The organism is Sphingopyxis sp., assembly GCF_050725615.1.
GTDB lineage: Bacteria > Pseudomonadota > Alphaproteobacteria > Sphingomonadales > Sphingomonadaceae > Sphingopyxis.
In genome coordinates this window covers 11,333-27,625 of the sequence record NZ_JBOHHU010000057.1, presented here as the reverse complement: position 1 = coordinate 27,625, position 16,293 = coordinate 11,333, and the positions used below count along the sequence as shown (strand labels likewise).

Below are 16,293 nucleotides of genomic sequence, written 5' to 3'. Positions count from 1 at the left end.
ATCTATAATCAACGCAGATTACATTCCGCGCTCGGCTATGTCAGCCCTGCGCAGTTCGAGCAGCAACACTCCCGGCCCATGGTCAAATCAGCTGCGTGACCCTGTCCGGCCCGAGGGGCCCACTCCAATCGGGGGTCCCTTTTGAACGCCGTTTGACAGTTCGGGACGATCGCGATCGGCGCGGTGACGCTGAGGGTGGCGAGATTGCCTTCGTAGCTGCCGTCCGCCTTGAGGGTGAGATTTGCGATGGTGGCCATGTGAAGTCTCCTTGGTTGCTCGGGGACCATCCCCGATGGCGCCAGAAAGAGGGGCCGGGCGCCGCCGTCACCGAGCGGCACGCGAGGGCGAACCCCCGCAGGGGGTTGACGGCAAAGGCGATCCGAGACCCGCAGAAAGCGACAATAGGGGAGGTTATCCTCGAGAGGCCGCAGCACCCCAAGATAGATCAGGGATGGGTCGATGATGTGAAGGCCGATCTGGTAGGCGCCAAGCTAGAGGGGTTCCTGGATCGGCCTACCGAGTTCGGCCACTGGTTCACGGTGCCGCCGATCCTTTGGCAGGCGGCGCGGCAGCGCGAAGAGCGGAACCGGAAGGCGCAGGCGAAATTAGCGGAGGCGAAGGCGGCTCGCCAAAGGAAGTTCATTGAGGCTGCAACCCACGCGCTGAAGGACGAGGCGCCGGCATGGCTGGAAGGCAAAATTGTCGAAGGCCAGCCCATTCTCGAATGGGCGAGTGAAAGCGACGACCGATACTGGAAGGGTTTCGCGCAGATCGGCCTGGCCGAAACCGCGCGCAAACAGCGTGTGGTCGCCGCGGAACTTGTCGAGGATTTGCGCAAGCGGCTGACCTCAACCACCAACACCGCGTTTCGCGACCCTGCGCGATCGCAGCTTTTCCTCAACAGCGCCCATCCGAAGCTCGGCGGACGGCGACCGATCGAAGCTTGTGGCACGGAGGCGGACCTCCGGGTCGTGCTCGCACTCCTGCCAAAAAGCTGAAACGCTCCGGCGTCAGAGCGACCGGCCGACAAGCTCGCGCATGACCTCGCTCCACCGCCGGATCCGAGCGACCGGCGTTTTGTTATTGGATCCCGGCTGTCGGGGGGCCGGTACGCGGCGTCACTCGGCCAAACTTGGCGATTGGCGGAATATAGTTGCGGTTGCTTCCGGCCCAGTGCCATCGAGACATACCCAATGGTCGCTATCGATGAGTGAGCGCATGACGTGCGAGCGCTGGTCATCGGACAGCACGATCGAGCCATCTCCCGCGATGCGAGCGCGGAGGAACTGCGTGATACCCTCTCGCGGTGGTTGGGGGGCGGCGATGGGGCGGCCCAATTCGCGGTCTATGCCGACCAGCTGGCGGATGGCCGCCAGGACGAAAAATCGAAAGCCGACCAACGCTGCAACGGGGTTGCCCGGCAGCCCGAAGAACGGACGGCCGTCGGGCAATACCGCGAACAATATCGGCTTGCCCGGCCGCATGGCGATACCGTGAAACACGATACGCGCACCGGCCTTTTCGAGTGCCGCCCGGACAAGGTCATGTGGGCCGACCGACACGCCGCCAGTTGAGAGGATGAGGTCAGCGCGGGGCGTTCCCTGAAGGCTTTGGAGTGCTGCGTACAATATGTCGGCGTCGTCGGGCACCGGGTCTTGGATGTGAAAGTCGACGCCGAGCGAGCGGCATATTGCGCCGATCATTGGCCCGTTGCAGTCTATCCGCGGCACCGATGCCGCAGGAATTGGCAAGGCGAACTCAGAACCTGTCGGCAGGATGTGGACCTTGGGGAGCGAGCGCGCCTCGACTTGCGCTACACCATAGGCGAGGAGTGCTCCGATCAGCGCGGGGGACAGAAAGCTCCCGGGGCTCGCAACCAACGCGCCGCTCGCCATATCTTCGCCCTGTCGGCGGACATTTCGCCAAGGCGTGACTGGTTCTGAGATGAGAAGTTTTCCCCGGTCCACACGGCATTGCTCCTTGGCAACGACGGCCGTTGCTCCAGCCGGCAGAGGTGCGCCGGTACTGATCGGGGCGGCAGTTCCTAGTTCCAATTTGTCCTGTCTGCTCGCTGCGGGAATGTCGGCCGCGAGTTCGAACTGCGCGGGGCGCTGCTCGGTTGCGGTCGAAGTTTCGGAAGTCGCGAGCGCGAAGCCATCCATCGCGGAACAGTCGAACCGAGGCGTGTCTGCGGCCGCAGTCGTCGTCCGAGCGAGGATCTGACCATAAGCCTGGGCATCGAGACGGATCATGCGCGGCAGCAAGGGAGCGACGTGGCTCTCGATCCGGTCGAGCGCTTCACTCACGCTGATCTTCTCAGTCATGCGAGGTAGCGATCCTTGCGAGGTCGGCCTCGTAATTTATGTTCGTGATATTGCCGAACCCGCCAAGTGGCTGAATGGACATTTTGGTGGCCCAAGCCAACACTGACTTGTCACCGCCTGCCGCCAAGTACCGCTCAAGATCGCCGCCGAAATGCGTGGGCCACATCCCGATCACCGGACATGTCTGGAGAAAAGCCCCGTCGCTTCGCTTGCCAAGCGCCGTCATCAGCCCGTCGGGGATCAGCGGAGCGTCGCTAGGGAGCGACAGAAGATGGGTGTAATTTTCGCCCGCTGCGGCCTGCAGCGCGCCCGCCAATCCTGCCAAGGGACCAAGGCCGCCGGAAGGACGGTCGACGACCGTCTCGTGGCCAGGATAAAGGCGTCCTGAAACAAATCGCCGCTCCACATATGGACCAAGCGCGGCCAGCGCCCACTCGATCAGGGCCACGCCTCGAAAAAGCTCCAGAGCCTTGTCGCGGCCGAAGCGGCGCGAATTGCCTCCTGCGAAGACAACACCGGCAATCCGCATGGTCAATATTCGCTCGCGAGCAGCGCATCCGGACGCGCAAGGACCCTGAGTTCAAGCCCCGCCTTTGCGGCCCGCTCGACGGCGAGACGCGTGGGAGCCGAGATAGTGACCAGCATCGGGCAATCCGCGAGCGCGGCCTTCTCGACGAGCTCGAAGGAGCAACGCGAGGACAGGAGCGCAAAACCGCCATCCCATGCCGCACCCGTGCGGCGCATGGCACCGATCAATTTGTCGAAGGCGTTGTGCCTTCCGACATCCTCGCGGACGATGCGGATCGATCCCCTCGCATCGACCAAGGCCGCAGCATGCACAGCGCCGGTACGTGCATTCAGCAGTTGGAAGCGGGAAAGTTCGGCGAGGGCGTTGAAGACCGCATCGTTGCCGGCCTCGCACTTCGCCGCAACGGGCGGAAGCGGACGCATCGCCTGCTCCAGATTTTCGATTCCGCATAGGCCGCAAGAGGAATCCGACGCGCGGTGACGGATGCGGTCAAGCAGGGCGCCGGCGCGATCGGCGGGCAGCGTCGCACGGGCAACCAGCCCGGCTTCGGCGCGGTGAAGTGAGACGTTGATGACAGTGTCACCCGCAAACTGCAGTCGCTCGGCCAATAGAAAGCCTGCAACCAGGTCTTCGATATCGTGCGGCGTCGCCATCAGCACCGCATATCCGATACCGTTAAACTCGAGGGCGATCGGGACTTCTTCGGCCAGTTCGCGTTCGACATGGGAAATGTCTCCGCTCGCCGCGATGCGCCGAAAGGGGTAACTGGTTGTCGGTACGGTCAAGTGGGCGCGATCCGACCAACCGCTGCGCTCGCGATGGGTGAGAGGGCTTCGGGCCGGCTGCTTGCCAGCGCAACGATCCGACGCTTCATCGATGGATCCCAGAAATCGCGTATATGATCTGCCACCATCTGTACGGAGTGTTCGGGACCTAGCGCCTCTAGATTGCGGGCAATCTGGTTGGCCATGTAGATCAGTCGATCCTCGGTCGACATCACGCCGTCTTCAACCGCTCCCGTCATCATTCGGCGGCTTCGATGGGTGCAATGCGTCGACTTTTGCGCGCATGATCGGCATAATCTTCCTGCCAATCGGACGGACCGTTCGAGAGGCCTACCTGCACCGCAGTGACCTTATACTCGGGGCAGTTCGTGGCCCAATCCGAATAGTCGGTCGTAATTACGTTCGCCTGCGTGTCGGGGTGGTGGAAGGTCGTATATACGACGCCGGGCGCCACCCGCTCGGTGATGAGCGCCCGCAGGGTGGTCTCGCCGGCGCGGCTTCGGAGGCTCACCCAGTCGCTTTCCTTGATGCCGCGATTTTCGGCGTCGAGTGGGTGTATCTCGAGGCGATCCTCGGGATGCCAGGCGGTGTTCGCGGTGCGCCGCGTCTGTGCCCCGACATTATAGTGGCTGAGGATGCGCCCGGTGGTGAGCAGCAGCGGGAAGCGCGGCCCGGTCTTCTCGTCGGTCGGGACATAGTCGGTGACGACGAACTTGCCTTTGCCGCGCACGAACCCGCCAATGTGCATCGTCGGGGTGCCGTCGGGCGCCGCATCGTTCGCGGGCCATTGCAGCGAGCCTTCGTCGTCGAGCCGGTCGTAATGGACGCCCGCGAAGGTCGGGGTCAGCGCCGCGATCTCGTCCATTATTTCCGACGGATGCTTGTAGTCCCAGTCGAGGCCGAGCGCCTGTGCGACCAGCTGGACGATCTCCCAGTCGGCATGGCCGTTGAGCGGCGCCATCACCTTGCGGACGCGCTGGATGCGGCGTTCGGCGTTGGTGAAGGTGCCGTCCTTTTCGAGGAAGGTCGATCCGGGCAGGAAAACATGCGCGTAGTTCGCGGTCTCGTTGAGGAACAGATCCTGCACGACGACGCATTCCATCGCGGCGAGGCCCGCCGCGACGTGATGTGTGTTGGGATCGGACTGCAGAATGTCCTCACCCTGGATGAACAGCCCCTTGAAATGCCCGTCGGTCGCGGCGTCGAGCATGTTCGGGATGCGCAGTCCCGGCTCGCTGTCTAGTTTCACGCCCCAGGCATTCTCGAAAAGGGTGCGCGCGCCCTCGTCCGAGACATGGCGGTAGCCCGAGAATTCATGCGGGAAGCTGCCCATGTCGCACGCGCCCTGGACATTGTTCTGGCCGCGCAGCGGGTTCACCCCGACGCCCTCGCGCCCGACATTGCCCGTCGCCATCGCGAGGTTGGCGATCGCCATCACTGTCGAGCTGCCCTGACTATGTTCGGTAACGCCGAGGCCATAGTAGATCGCGGCATTCCCGCCCGTCGCGTAAAGCCTTGCCGCCGCGCGAACCTCTTCCGACATCACACCGGTGAGGGCTTCTGTCGCTTCCGGAGAGCGGTGAGCTTCGGCAACAAAGTCGGACCAGTCGAGGAATTCGTCCCAATCGCAGCGCTCGCGAATGAAGCTCTCGTCAAAAAGGCGTTCGGTGACGATGACATGCGCCATCGCAGTAAGAAGGGCGACATTAGTGCCGGGGCGCAGCGGCAGATGATGCTCGGCTTCGACGTGCGGCGATTTTACGAGATCGGTGCGCCGCGGATCGACGACGATGAGCTTGGCGCCCTGTCGCAGGCGCTTCTTCATGCGGCTCGCGAAGACGGGATGGCCATCGGTCGGATTGGCACCAATCACCAGCATCACGTCCGATTGCATCACGCTGTCGAAATCCTGCGTTCCCGCCGAGGTTCCGAATGTCGTCTTCAGTCCGTATCCGGTCGGTGAGTGGCAAACGCGCGCGCAAGTATCGACATTGTTGTTTCCGAAACCCTGCCGGATCATCTTCTGGACGAGGAAGGTTTCCTCGTTGGTGCAGCGGCTCGAGGTGATGCCGCCGACGGCGCGGGTCCCGAACTTGGCCTGGATATGACGAAAGTCGCTCGCCACGCGCGCTATCGCCTCTTCCCAGCTCACCTCTTGCCAGGGATCGGTGATGTTGGTGCGGATCATCGGCTTCAGGATGCGGTCCTGATGCTGGGCATAGCCCCAGGCGAAGCGGCCCTTGACGCAGCTATGGCCGCGGTTCGCCTTTCCGTCCTTCCACGGCACCATGCGGACGAGTTCCTCGCCGCGCATCTCGGCGCGGAAGGTGCAGCCGACGCCGCAATAGGCGCAGGTGGTGACCACCGCCTTCTCGGGGGTGCCGACCTCGACGACCTTCTTCTCGATCAGCGTCGCGGTCGGGCATGCCTGCACGCAGGCGCCGCAGGAAACGCATTCGGACGACAGGAAATCCTGCCCTTGGCTCGGTGATACCTTGGTGTCGAAGCCGCGGCCTTCCATCGTCAGCGCGAAGGTGCCCTGCACCTCATCGCAGGCGCGCACGCAGCGCGAACAGGCGATGCATTTCGACGGATCGAAATCGAAATAGGGGTTCGAATGATCCTTCGCCTGCCCCATGTTGGTCGCGCCGTCATAGCCGTAGCGCACGTCGCGCAGGCCAACCGCGCCCGCCTGATCCTGCAATTCGCAATCGCCGTTCGCACCGCAGGTCAGGCAGTCGAGCGGGTGGTCGGAGATATAGAGCTCCATCACGCCCTTGCGGAGCTGCTTCAGCCGGTCGGTCTGCGTGCGCACGATCATGCCGTCGGCGATCGGGGTGGTGCAGCTTGCGGGATAGCCATTTCGGCCTTCGATCTCGACAAGGCAGAGGCGGCACGATCCGAAGCTTTCGAGATTATCGCTCGCGCAAAGCTTCGGGATCGCGGTGCCGGTCAGTGACGCGGCGCGCATGATCGACGTGCCTTCGGGCAGCGTCACCGCCTCGCCGTCGATCGTCAGCGTGATATCGCGGCCGGTCGCCAGCGCGGGCGGGGTGCCATGGTCGATTTCTCGGGTGAAGCCCATGATTCTACTCCGCTGCTTCGATAGCAGGCGCGGGGACGCCGAAATCTTCGGGGAAATGATCGAGCGCGCTCAGCACCGGATAGGGGGTGAATCCGCCGAGCGCGCAGAGCGAGCCGTATTTCATCGTATCGCAAAGGTCGCGCAGTAGCGCGGTCTGTGCCGGGATGCTCACGTCGATCCGGTCGGGGCTGCGCGAGTGGAGCGCCTTGCCCAGTGGACCGGCAAGGCGCTCCTGCATCGAGGATCTCCCCCCTCGTGCATCCATGATCCGATCCATAATCTCGACGCCGCGGGTCGACCCGATCCGGCACGGCGTGCACTTCCCACAGCTTTCGACGGCGCAGAATTCCATCGCGAAGCGCGCCATATGCGCCATGTCGACGCTGTCGTCGAAAACGGTGATCCCGGCGTGGCCGATCAGCCCGCCGGCCTGCGTGAAGGCTTCGTAATCGAAGGGAAGGTCGAACATCGACGGCGGGAAATAGGCGCCGAGCGGTCCGCCGACCTGCACCGCGCGCACCGGCCGGCCGCTCGACGTGCCGCCACCGATGTCGTTCACCAGTTCGCCGAGCGTGATGCCGAAGCCGACCTCGAACAGGCCGCCATTCTTCACATTGCCCGCAAGCTGTATCGGCATCGTCCCGCGCGAGCGGCCGAAGCCGACATGGGCATAGGCATCGGCGCCCGCCGACAGGATGAAGGGCACCGCGGCGAGACTCAGCACATTGTTGATCACCGTCGGCTTGCCGAACAGGCCGGAGAGCGCGGGCAGCGGCGGCTTGGCGCGCACCTGTCCGCGCTTGCCCTCGATGCTGTCGAGCAGCGCGGTCTCTTCGCCGCACACATAAGCGCCGGCGCCAACGCGCACTTCGAGGGTGAAGGGCGCAATTCGGCTTGCGGATAGCGCGAGGGCCTTCTGCATCGTGTCGATTGCGAACGGATATTCGCTGCGGATATAGATATAGCCATGGCTCGCCCCGACCGCGTGCGCGGCAATCGCCATGCCTTCGATCAGGCAAAACGGGTCGCCCTCCATCAGCATCCGGTCGGCGAAAGTGCCGCTGTCGCCTTCGTCGGCGTTGCAGACGATATATTTGGAGCCGCCGGGCGCATCGAGGACGGTCTGCCACTTGACGCCCGTCGGAAAGCCCGCGCCGCCGCGCCCGCGCAGGCCGCTTGCCGTGACGGTATCGACCACGGCCTGCGGCTCGGCCGATCGTGCGATGTCGAGCCCCGTCCAGCCGCCATGCGCGGCATAGTCGGCCACACTCAGCGGATCGACGATCCCGCAGCGTGCGAAGGTAAATCGCTGCTGGGCGGCAAAGAAGGGAAGCGAGGCGACATCGCCAAGGCGGGCCGGATGGGTATTTTGGAGCACCGCCGATACATCGCCCGGTCCAACCGGGCCACAACCAACCCGGCCTTCGCCGGTCTCGACCTCGACCAGAGGCTCGATGCTGAACAGGCCGCGCGAACCGGTGCGAACCACCTCGCATCCCGCTTCGGAAAACGCGCGTGCGACGGCGTCCGCGCCGAGCGCCACCGACGCCATGTCGCAGCTGATAAAAACCCGTGTCACGCGGCGATCTCGGCCGCAATGCGATCGAGCGCCGCCCCGTTGACGCCTGCAATGGGGCGCCCGTCGACCAGGGCGTTGGGCCCTATCGCACAAAGGCCCAGGCAATAAACGGGCTCCAGGCTGACCTGACCGTCGCGGCGTGTCTCGCCCATCGGGACGCCGAATATTCTAGTGGCTGCCGCTTCGACCTCCGCTCCGCCACGCGCTTGGCAGCTTTCGGCGCGGCAGAGTTTTACGACGTGCTTCCCAGCCGGCCTGCGCCGATAGTCATGATAGAAAGTGACCACGCCATGCACATCGGCCCGTGAGAGGTTGAGCGCGCATGCGAGGAGTGGCACAAAGCCATCATCGATATAGCCTATCGCATTCTGGATCGCGTGGAGCAGCGGCAACAGCTGCTCACGGCCGCGGCCATGTCGGCTTACCCAGTCTTCAATCACCTGATTTGCAGCATCCGCCAGCATATCGTCCACCTTCTCCGGCAGAATTGCGTGCCTCAGGCGGATTGAGCCGTCAAATCGAACAATCGCATGTTTGATAGCCTTTATCTATCAAGATTAGAGCATGTCGCGGGGGAGTTGAAGATCGCGTGCTACTGCAAGAACGCTTTGAGCCAACGGGCTCATCGGAGTGTGATCAGAGACGATGACCCCTACGCGATTGAGGTCCCCCGTGTCGGGCAATGGGGTGGCTATCGCCCAGTCGAGACCATCGAGAAGCATCGCGTGACTTGTCGGCATAATCGAGCAGAGCTGCCCTTGCCGGACGATTGCCAGAAGCGCGAGGTAGGAATCCGCGGTCACGATCGGCCGCAGCGCCAACCCGAGCATGGCCAGCCTCGCATCGAGAATGCGCCGATTCTGCATGCCTTGCGGTAGGAGGCAAAGGGGGAGACGGCCAAGGTCGCTCCAGTCGGGCCGCTCCGGGAGCGCAATCCCGCCACGTGAACTCACAAGCATGCTTCGCTCGCCGTAGAGCGGCACGGCGAGGGTGTGGGCCGGGGGTTCGAAGTCCAGGTAGGTAACCCCGGCGTCGAGTTCGAAACCGGAAAGCTCACGCTCGATTTGCCGCGAGGTCAGTGCTCGCAGCTGTACATTGAGCTCCGGAAAGCGGGCGCGCACGGCTTCTACGAGATAGCCTGTAGCCGGCATCGAAGCAGGAATCGCTCCGAGCCGCAATTCACCCTTGAGCGGACCGCGCGCCGTACCCGCAACCTGGCCCATCGCCTCTGCGGCGGCGACGAGCTGCTGTGCCCACGGCAGGATCGCTTCGCCTTCGGGCGTCAGTCCGACATATTTGCGGTCGCGGTGAACGAGCCGCTTGCCAAGCTGGGTCTCGAGCATCGCGATGCCTGCCGACAAGGTCGGCTGCGACACGTGGCAAGAAGCGGCCGCCCTCGCAAAATGGCGTTCGCGGTGCAGCGCAAGGAAATATTCGACGAGTCGTGTCTGCATGAATGCCGGAGATTAGCCGCTCGCCAAGAGTACGTCGTCGGGTTTCGGCTGTTTCCGCATTCTATTGGTGAGACGGACGGCGCGCCGCCGTGGGCCGCTCACGGACGGGCTGCCTTCCGTCAGGCACTGGCGACATGCGGTTCGAAGGCGAGCGGCGCGACGCCGACATGGCCACGGACCAGCGGTTGCGGAGCAGCCTCGCGGCGCGCGCGGTCAACGCCAGCGCGAAGATGAGCTCCCCAGGCCTCCAGATAAGCGGCGCGCTGGGCTGCATCGACTCGCGGGGTCGCATAGGCAATGAAGTCGTCGAGCTGCGTCAAACCGGTATAGGCCAGCGCACAATGCTTCAAAGGCCACAGGACCCGTTCGATCGAGCCGTATGTGCCGGCGTCAGTGAAGCGGTCGGCCGTGCCGCCGGTCGGAATGCAGAGCATGGCATGCCGCCCCCGGAACAGCCCCCGTTCGTAGCGCGCGCCGTCCATATAGGCGAAGCCGTAGGACATGACGCGATCGAACCAGCCTTTGACGACCGCGGGCGGACCACCCCACCAGAGTGGGAAGAGAAAGACGATCAGGTTCGCCTTTGCGACGCGCGCCTGCTCGCGGCTGATATCATCGGAGAATGCATCCGATCGCTCAGCGGCTGCCTGTTCGTCCTGGACGCTGAAATAGTCCGGATTCCAGACCGTCGAAAAGTCGCCGCGACCCAGGACCGGATCGAACTTTTCGGCATAGAGGTCCGACACTTCGAAGCTGGCGCCCGCTTCCGCGGCGACTGCCTTTGCCTTCTCGAGAAGGGCGCCTGTGAAGCTGTTTGGCTCTGGGTGCGCTACGACAAAGAGGATGTGCATGAGTGGCCTTTCAGGAGCGAAAACGGAACGAGGGCATATTAGCTGAAGACGGGGCGGCGCTTATCGAGGAAGGCGGAAATGCCCTCGCGTCCTTCTGGCGAACCCGCCGCGTTGCAGATCGTGCGCCCTTCGAGGTCCATCTGCTCTTCAAGCGGCAGGCCCGACATGAGGAGCGAGCGGATATTCGCGAACGCCGATACCGGGCCGTTGCGAAGCCGTTGAGCCATCGCGGCGGCCTTTTCTTCGAGTTCGCTATCGTCGACGACTTCGGTGACGAGGCCGATCGCCGCCGCCTCATCGGCGCCGAGCCGCCGGTTGGTGTACGCCAGTTCCTGCGTCCGCCGCAATCCGATCAGCCGTGGGAGGATGGCGGTTGCGCCGCCATCCGGTGTCAGTCCGATGCCCGTATAGGCCATGGTGAAGCTCGCCGAGCGCGCCGAAATAACGATGTCACCAAGCGCCGCAAGGCTAAGGCCTGCGCCGGCGGCTGCGCCGTTGACCGCCACGACCAGGGGCTTGGGCATGCGAGCAAGATGGGCGATAGCCTCGTGCAGGGATGCGGTAATCTTCTCGAGCAATTGCGGCACTGCATCTCCAGCAGCACGAAATGCGCCGATATCCCCGCCGACGCAGAAAAAACGCCCGCTTCCCGTCAACAATACGCAGCGAATATCGTCGCGCGCGGCAACCTCCACGCTGATCTCCGCCAAGGCTTCTGCCATTTCGAGGCTGATTGCGTTCCCCGCATCGGGCCGCGACAGCCGGAGCGTCGCCACACCATCCTCGACGCTCAGCGCGAGCGGACTGTCAGAAGCCGACATTGTCGCCCCCTTTGGTTGCGAGCATCGCGCGTGCTTCGGCAGGCGTTGCGATTTCAAGGCTCAATTCCTCAAGGATTCGCCGAATCTTCGCGACCTGCTCCGCGTTGCTCGTCGCCAGCTTTCCCTTGCCGGCATAGAGGCTGTCTTCGAGGCCGACGCGCACGTTGCCGCCCAATATGGCGCTCATCGTCACGAACGGCATCTGGTGGCGTCCGGCGGCGAGAACGGAAAGATAATAGTCGTCCCCGAACAGCCGGTCCGCCGTCGCGCGCATGTGGAGGAGATTCTCCGGATCCGGGCCGATGCCGCCCAGGATCCCAAAGACGCATTGGACGAAGAAGGGCGGCTCAACGAGCTTCTGCTCGGCAAAATGCGCCAGATTGTAAAGATGGCCGACGTCGTAACATTCGAACTCGAAGCGTGTGCCGTTGGCACCCATCGCCCGCATGCCATAGTCGATTTGTTTGAACGTGTTCGAGAGGATCAGATCCTTCGTCCCTTCGAGATAGGGCTGTTCCCAATCGTGCAGAAACTCGGTGCGCTTGCCCGCGGCACCGGAGATGTTGAAGTTGAACGAGCCCATGTTCATGGACGCAACTTCGGGCTTGCACGCGAGCGCCGGCGCCAACCGCTGTTCGAGGGTCATGCCGAGACCGCCCCCGGTCGTGATATTGAGGATCGCGTCGGACTGCGCCTTGATGGCGGGCAAGAACTCCAGAAATCGCTCGGGGGTCTGATCGGGGCGCCCGTCCTCGGGGTGGCGCGCATGGAGGTGGACCATCGCTGCACCGGCCTCTGCCGCCGCGACCGCTTCGGCCGCGATCTGGGCGGGCGTCACGGGAAGATGCGGCGACATCGAAGGCGTATGGATGCTTCCCGTGACGGCGCAGGTGATGATGACCTTTTCGGCCCGCTTCATGATCTTGTTCCTTATTCTTCGTCGGGAGCCATCGCGGCGGCGAGCCGGTTCGCGTCCTGACGAAGCGCGCCCTGATCCGACCCGGCGAGGAGAAATGAAATGCCCATGCTGCGATAGCGCGCCGCCTGGGCAGGGTCTGCGAGATAGGCGCCGCAAGCGATGCCGGCGTCAGCCGCGCTTTGGGCGATGCGAGCTGTCGCCTCGTCGAGCTTCGGGTCGTTCCAGTCGCAACCGAAGGACGCCGCGAGGTCTGCGCGTCCGATGAACAGTGCGTCGATACCAGGGGTCGCCGCAATCGCCGGCAGCCATCCAAGCGCGGACGCGTCCTCGATCTGCGCGATCACGAGCACGTTGCGATCGGCAGCATCCATATAGGGTTTGAGGCCACGACTGCCATATCCACCGGCACGCGTCGATGGGGAGAACCCCCGGGTACCGCCGGTATAGCGAGCGAAGCGCGCCGCGTTCGCCGCTTTGGCCGGAGTGTCGACATGCGGCACGAAGACACCCGTCGCGCCCATATCGAGCGCGCTCAGCACCGCGTCGGCGTCCGTTCTGGCGATGCGGACGAGGAGCGGAAAATCGCACGCCATGCCGGCCAGCATGCATGCGTCGACCTGGCTCGGGTCGAACGGCGCATGCTCGGTATCCAGAACTGCGAAGTCGAGATCGGACATCGCGAGTATCTCCGTCGCCTGATGGTGCGGGAATTTCTGGAAGATGCCAGTCAGCGACGTCCTGTCACGCAGTCGCTCGGAGAATGACGCGCGCCTGCTCACCCTCGCCATTCCGGACGCTGATGATCGAGCAGATGCGCATATTCGGGCGGGACCGGCGCAAAGATATCGAGGTTAAGGACCGTTTCTGTGCCGGTAACCTCGATATAATGTTCAGTGTGGGCCGGAACGCGCACAAAGCTGCCGCGCGTGCATTGGTGCGGCACGCCACCCACATGATAAATGCAGTCCCCTTCGAGGATCATGACGATCTGCTCATGATCATGCTTGTGGGGCCGAAGGGCGGCGCCGGGTTCGACCCAGCCGAACTGGCAAACGACGCCTTCGCCGCCCAGACCGGCGCGCTCGATACCAGGGCGAACATATTCCCGCGGAATATCTTGCCAGTTGTAGAGCGTCGGCGCTCGCACCGGCATTTCGGACTCGTCGGTCATTCTACTACCTCCATGGCTTTTGCTGGACCGGCTGCGGCTTCGCGCAGCCGCCGTTCTATGATGCGCCGCGCGCGGCCCGACCCCTGGTCGTTCTGGAGCAGCACCGGCTTCATATCCATCAGCTCGCGGCCGTTCAGAACGAGTTGCTGCGCTTCGATGACCGGCCGGTCCTCATGTTCGAAAGCATAACTCGCGCCCTCGGCGAACGCCTCGCTCATCGCATCGTCGTCGAGGTCGAAATCGCGCGCGATGGCCCAGAAATAATGGGTGGTCGACTCGGTTTCCGGGGTGATGATATTGGGATTATAGGTGCCCCAGCCTTCTTCGCGCGTCTTGCCTGGCTCGGTGACGCCGTAAAAGGTGATCATGCAGCCGGGCGGGTCGCAGCGCATCTCTAGCCAATGGTCCATTTGGCCGGTGAAGCCCTTGACCATCGTGAAGAGCGGCGGGACGGGCATCGACGGGACGAATTGGCGCGTCCAGACTTGGTCGCCCTTCTCGGCTACCTCATAGCTCGCTGTCGCGATCTCCCGCGGTTCGAGCGTCTTCTCATGGACAAAGCCTGCGTGGCTGAGGTCGGTGAGATTGTCCATCACCAGCAGATAATTGGCTTCGAGCTTGATCGTGCCATGGACCTGCCGATACTTCTGGTCGGTCAGCCAGTGATAATCGGGGATAGTCTCGGGATCGGCGAGCTCATGATCGCCCATCCAGATCCATACGAGGCCCCATTTTTCCGCCACCGGATAGGTCTTCACCTTCGCGGTCCTGGGTATAAGTCCCTTGCCATGCGGGTTGCTCACGCAAGCGCCAGAGCAGTCGAATGCGAGACCGTGGTACAGGCATTCTACCGTATCGCCGACGAGCTTGCCCATGCTGAGCGGAATGAAGCGGTGCGGACACAGATCCGCCATCGCGCAGGGCGTCCCATCTTCCTTTCGGTAGAAAAGAATCTGCTCGCCGAGGATCATGCGCGAAAGAAAGTCGCGCGAAATATCCTCGCCCCATCCTGCGCCGTACCAGCAATCACGAATAAAGGTCACGGACATCCTCCTGATTGATCGTCTCTTTTGCGATCGGGGACGTCGCCGCTATGCTGCGCTTCGACCTTGAGAAATTCTGTACTGAGCCGCCGCACGTCGGCATCGCCAGGCAGAGCGACGTGGCCCGGGCCGTTCAGCTGGACGTAGGTCAAGCCCGGCATCGCGTTGCGGAGGCGTTCGTCCGGCTGGGCCACCCTGTCGTCGGAGGAGTTGATCAGCATCGTGCGCGAGGCGAGGTCTGCAAGCGCAGTCGCGTCGACCACCGGATTGGGGCGACGACGAAGCACGGCGGCAAGCGCCAGCGGGTTTGAGCCGCTCGCTTGGGAATCTTCCACCAAGCCCTTCGCGAGGGCCGGCGTATCGGCGGTCACGCCCTGCTCCAACGCGTCTACGATGACATCTGCCGCCGGCTCAGGCGCAAACAGATTGTCGCCGATCCCGAACAGGGCGAGCCGCCGCACTTTGTCCGGGCTTGCAATCGCCAGTGCCAGCGCGATTTTCGCCCCGAGCGAATAGCCGACGATGTCGACAGGTTCGGGAGGTAGCCTCGCGGCAACCGAAGCCGCGAGGTCGGCATAGGCAGCGGGATCCAGCGGCGCATCCGGATCGGCATGCCCGGGCAGATCCATCCGGATGAATGTCCTGTTGGCGGCCGCTGGGGCGGCGGTCCATCCATGCGCCTCGAACGAGGAGGCGAAGGAGCCGCCCCAACCGTGGAGGAGCAGGATGGGAGGGGTCGTCATCAGGCCGCTACCAGCTGCGAATGTGCGACCCCGACGCCGACGGCGATGGTAGTGTCTTCCGAATAGTAGTCGACGCGGAGCGGCTGTGCGCCCGCCTGCTGGCCGGCGGCGACAGCGGCCAACCACATCCGAACCTCTCCGCCCCCGTAGCCCGCCGCTTCAAGAATATCTTTGTCGGTCCAGCTGTCGAAGGCCGAAAGATCGCCGGCTTCGAGCGTTTTCAGGAAGCTCTCGTCCCACTTCTTGTTGATCCAGGGTGCCTTGAACTCGCCGCTGACCAGGTCGGCCGAAAGCTTGTTCATCTCGGACTCGATGTCGCCGTGCCATTGCTGATCCGAAATCGGTCCAGCGCCGCCGCCATGGACGATGAAGGTGCGCACTTCCTCGTTCGGCGCGGTCTCATATTGCGGGAAGATGAAGGCGGTCTCGTGCGAAAGCCCGCCCGATCCGAGAAACGCGACCCGCTTTCCGGTGCTGCGCGCCCAACGTCCGACCGCTTCGCCAAGCTGGCGGCAGCGCTTCAACGTCGGGCGCGGTTTCGAGAGGCTGTTGATGTGGACGGGAATAACCGGCCTCGCGCCGATGTCCCCGCGCAGGAAGAAGCCGAGAACGTTGGAAAAGCCGTGATCGACCTTCATCGCATAGGAGGTCGCGATGTCGAAGCCGTCGTCGATGAGTGCCTCCGCGAGGCCTGTCGACAGGTCCATGGGGACGTTGAGCTTGCCGGGGGTGCCACCGCAATCGTCGCCCGCCTCGGCGAGGTGCCCCACCATGAAGGTCGGGGCGAGCTTGAGATGGATATGCGAATAATGATCGCCGCCGAACACGATAACCACGTCGGGATCGAAGGCTTCGAACTCGGCGACGCTAGCATCATAGGCCTGCCACAGCCCCGGATTCTGTTCGCGCTCCTGCATCGAGATGATGGGAACGTGCGGAACGCAAGCGACATAGGCCTTGGCATTCTGAGCGGCGGTACTCGCCATATT

General features: G+C 63.5%; 17 protein-coding genes. 1 reads left to right on the top strand and 16 read right to left on the bottom strand.

Going from position 1 to position 16,293, the window contains the following annotated elements; translation table 11 throughout:
- Nucleotides 1-464: 464 nt before the first annotated feature.
- Complete coding sequence (locus ACREB7_RS13855; protein WP_431592855.1) at nt 465-998, top strand: MbcA/ParS/Xre antitoxin family protein; 534 nt, start codon at nt 465-467, stop codon at nt 996-998.
- Between the two features lie 120 nt (nt 999-1,118).
- Here the strand turns inward: ACREB7_RS13855 and ACREB7_RS13850 are convergent, their stop codons facing one another.
- From ACREB7_RS13850 to ACREB7_RS13775, 16 genes are all read right to left on the bottom strand, one after another.
- Nucleotides 1,119-2,324 (bottom strand): molybdopterin molybdotransferase MoeA, encoded by a 1,206-nt coding sequence (locus ACREB7_RS13850; protein WP_431592854.1) that lies wholly within the window; start codon nt 2,322-2,324, stop codon nt 1,119-1,121.
- Nucleotides 2,317-2,853, bottom strand: a complete 537-nt coding sequence (gene mobA / locus ACREB7_RS13845; protein WP_431592857.1) for a molybdenum cofactor guanylyltransferase — start codon at nt 2,851-2,853, stop codon at nt 2,317-2,319. Before mobA ends, ACREB7_RS13850 begins: the two co-directional genes overlap by 8 nt.
- A 2-nt stretch (nt 2,854-2,855) precedes the next feature.
- Nucleotides 2,856-3,638 (bottom strand): formate dehydrogenase accessory sulfurtransferase FdhD, encoded by a 783-nt coding sequence (fdhD, locus tag ACREB7_RS13840; RefSeq protein WP_431592853.1) that lies wholly within the window; start codon nt 3,636-3,638, stop codon nt 2,856-2,858.
- Nucleotides 3,635-3,880, bottom strand: coding sequence for a formate dehydrogenase subunit delta (locus ACREB7_RS13835; protein WP_374391958.1), 246 nt, complete (start codon nt 3,878-3,880; stop codon nt 3,635-3,637). Before ACREB7_RS13835 ends, fdhD begins: the two co-directional genes overlap by 4 nt.
- Nucleotides 3,877-6,723 carry a formate dehydrogenase subunit alpha gene (gene fdhF, locus ACREB7_RS13830; RefSeq protein WP_431592852.1) on the bottom strand — a complete coding sequence of 949 codons (2,847 nt, stop codon included), beginning with the start codon at nt 6,721-6,723 and terminating at the stop codon, nt 3,877-3,879. The genes ACREB7_RS13835 and fdhF overlap by 4 nt, the downstream gene beginning before the upstream one ends.
- Before the next feature lie 4 nt (nt 6,724-6,727).
- Nucleotides 6,728-8,302, bottom strand: a complete 1,575-nt coding sequence (locus ACREB7_RS13825) for an NADH-ubiquinone oxidoreductase-F iron-sulfur binding region domain-containing protein (RefSeq protein WP_431592851.1) — start codon at nt 8,300-8,302, stop codon at nt 6,728-6,730.
- Nucleotides 8,299-8,766 carry an NAD(P)H-dependent oxidoreductase subunit E gene (locus ACREB7_RS13820; RefSeq protein ID WP_431592856.1) on the bottom strand — a complete coding sequence of 156 codons (468 nt, stop codon included), beginning with the start codon at nt 8,764-8,766 and terminating at the stop codon, nt 8,299-8,301. Before ACREB7_RS13820 ends, ACREB7_RS13825 begins: the two co-directional genes overlap by 4 nt.
- A 93-nt stretch (nt 8,767-8,859) precedes the next feature.
- Entirely contained in the window at nt 8,860-9,756 is an 897-nt protein-coding gene (locus ACREB7_RS13815; protein WP_431592850.1) for a LysR family transcriptional regulator, read from the bottom strand.
- A gap of 119 nt (nt 9,757-9,875) precedes the next feature.
- Entirely contained in the window at nt 9,876-10,607 is a 732-nt protein-coding gene (locus ACREB7_RS13810) for an NAD(P)H-dependent oxidoreductase (RefSeq protein WP_374391950.1), read from the bottom strand.
- 38 nt (nt 10,608-10,645) lie between these two features.
- Nucleotides 10,646-11,428, bottom strand: coding sequence for an enoyl-CoA hydratase/isomerase family protein (locus ACREB7_RS13805; RefSeq protein ID WP_431592849.1), 783 nt, complete (start codon nt 11,426-11,428; stop codon nt 10,646-10,648).
- A complete protein-coding gene (locus ACREB7_RS13800) occupies nt 11,415-12,347 on the bottom strand; it encodes a 3-keto-5-aminohexanoate cleavage protein (RefSeq protein WP_431592848.1) in 933 nt (310 codons plus the stop codon). The genes ACREB7_RS13805 and ACREB7_RS13800 overlap by 14 nt, the downstream gene beginning before the upstream one ends.
- A gap of 11 nt (nt 12,348-12,358) precedes the next feature.
- Complete coding sequence (locus tag ACREB7_RS13795; protein WP_431592847.1) at nt 12,359-13,135, bottom strand: HpcH/HpaI aldolase family protein; 777 nt, start codon at nt 13,133-13,135, stop codon at nt 12,359-12,361.
- Nucleotides 13,123-13,518, bottom strand: a complete 396-nt coding sequence (locus ACREB7_RS13790) for a cupin domain-containing protein (protein WP_431592846.1) — start codon at nt 13,516-13,518, stop codon at nt 13,123-13,125. The genes ACREB7_RS13795 and ACREB7_RS13790 overlap by 13 nt, the downstream gene beginning before the upstream one ends.
- Nucleotides 13,515-14,561, bottom strand: coding sequence for a Rieske 2Fe-2S domain-containing protein (locus ACREB7_RS13785; RefSeq protein WP_431592845.1), 1,047 nt, complete (start codon nt 14,559-14,561; stop codon nt 13,515-13,517). The genes ACREB7_RS13790 and ACREB7_RS13785 overlap by 4 nt, the downstream gene beginning before the upstream one ends.
- Complete coding sequence (locus ACREB7_RS13780; RefSeq protein ID WP_431592844.1) at nt 14,558-15,304, bottom strand: alpha/beta fold hydrolase; 747 nt, start codon at nt 15,302-15,304, stop codon at nt 14,558-14,560. Before ACREB7_RS13780 ends, ACREB7_RS13785 begins: the two co-directional genes overlap by 4 nt.
- Nucleotides 15,304-16,290, bottom strand: a complete 987-nt coding sequence (locus ACREB7_RS13775) for a hypothetical protein (protein WP_431592843.1) — start codon at nt 16,288-16,290, stop codon at nt 15,304-15,306. Before ACREB7_RS13775 ends, ACREB7_RS13780 begins: the two co-directional genes overlap by 1 nt.
- Nucleotides 16,291-16,293: the final 3 nt, after the last annotated feature.

Bases quoted from the DNA above. Each gene is read 5' to 3' on its own strand.
- ACREB7_RS13850 (WP_431592854.1), bottom strand. From the start codon at position 2,324: ATGACTGAGAAGATCAGCGTGAGTGAAGCGCTCGACCGGATCGAGAGC.
- mobA (WP_431592857.1), bottom strand. From the start codon at position 2,853: ATGCGGATTGCCGGTGTTGTCTTCGCAGGAGGCAATTCGCGCCGCTTC.
- ACREB7_RS13835 (WP_374391958.1), bottom strand. From the start codon at position 3,880: ATGATGACGGGAGCGGTTGAAGACGGCGTGATGTCGACCGAGGATCGA.
- fdhF (WP_431592852.1), bottom strand. From the start codon at position 6,723: ATGGGCTTCACCCGAGAAATCGACCATGGCACCCCGCCCGCGCTGGCG.
- ACREB7_RS13820 (WP_431592856.1), bottom strand. From the start codon at position 8,766: ATGCTGGCGGATGCTGCAAATCAGGTGATTGAAGACTGGGTAAGCCGA.
- ACREB7_RS13815 (WP_431592850.1), bottom strand. From the start codon at position 9,756: ATGCAGACACGACTCGTCGAATATTTCCTTGCGCTGCACCGCGAACGC.
- ACREB7_RS13810 (WP_374391950.1), bottom strand. From the start codon at position 10,607: ATGCACATCCTCTTTGTCGTAGCGCACCCAGAGCCAAACAGCTTCACA.
- ACREB7_RS13805 (WP_431592849.1), bottom strand. From the start codon at position 11,428: ATGTCGGCTTCTGACAGTCCGCTCGCGCTGAGCGTCGAGGATGGTGTG.
- ACREB7_RS13800 (WP_431592848.1), bottom strand. From the start codon at position 12,347: ATGAAGCGGGCCGAAAAGGTCATCATCACCTGCGCCGTCACGGGAAGC.
- ACREB7_RS13795 (WP_431592847.1), bottom strand. From the start codon at position 13,135: ATGGCGAGGGTGAGCAGGCGCGCGTCATTCTCCGAGCGACTGCGTGAC.
- ACREB7_RS13790 (WP_431592846.1), bottom strand. From the start codon at position 13,518: ATGACCGACGAGTCCGAAATGCCGGTGCGAGCGCCGACGCTCTACAAC.
- ACREB7_RS13780 (WP_431592844.1), bottom strand. From the start codon at position 15,304: ATGACGACCCCTCCCATCCTGCTCCTCCACGGTTGGGGCGGCTCCTTC.
- ACREB7_RS13775 (WP_431592843.1), bottom strand. From the start codon at position 16,290: ATGGCGAGTACCGCCGCTCAGAATGCCAAGGCCTATGTCGCTTGCGTT.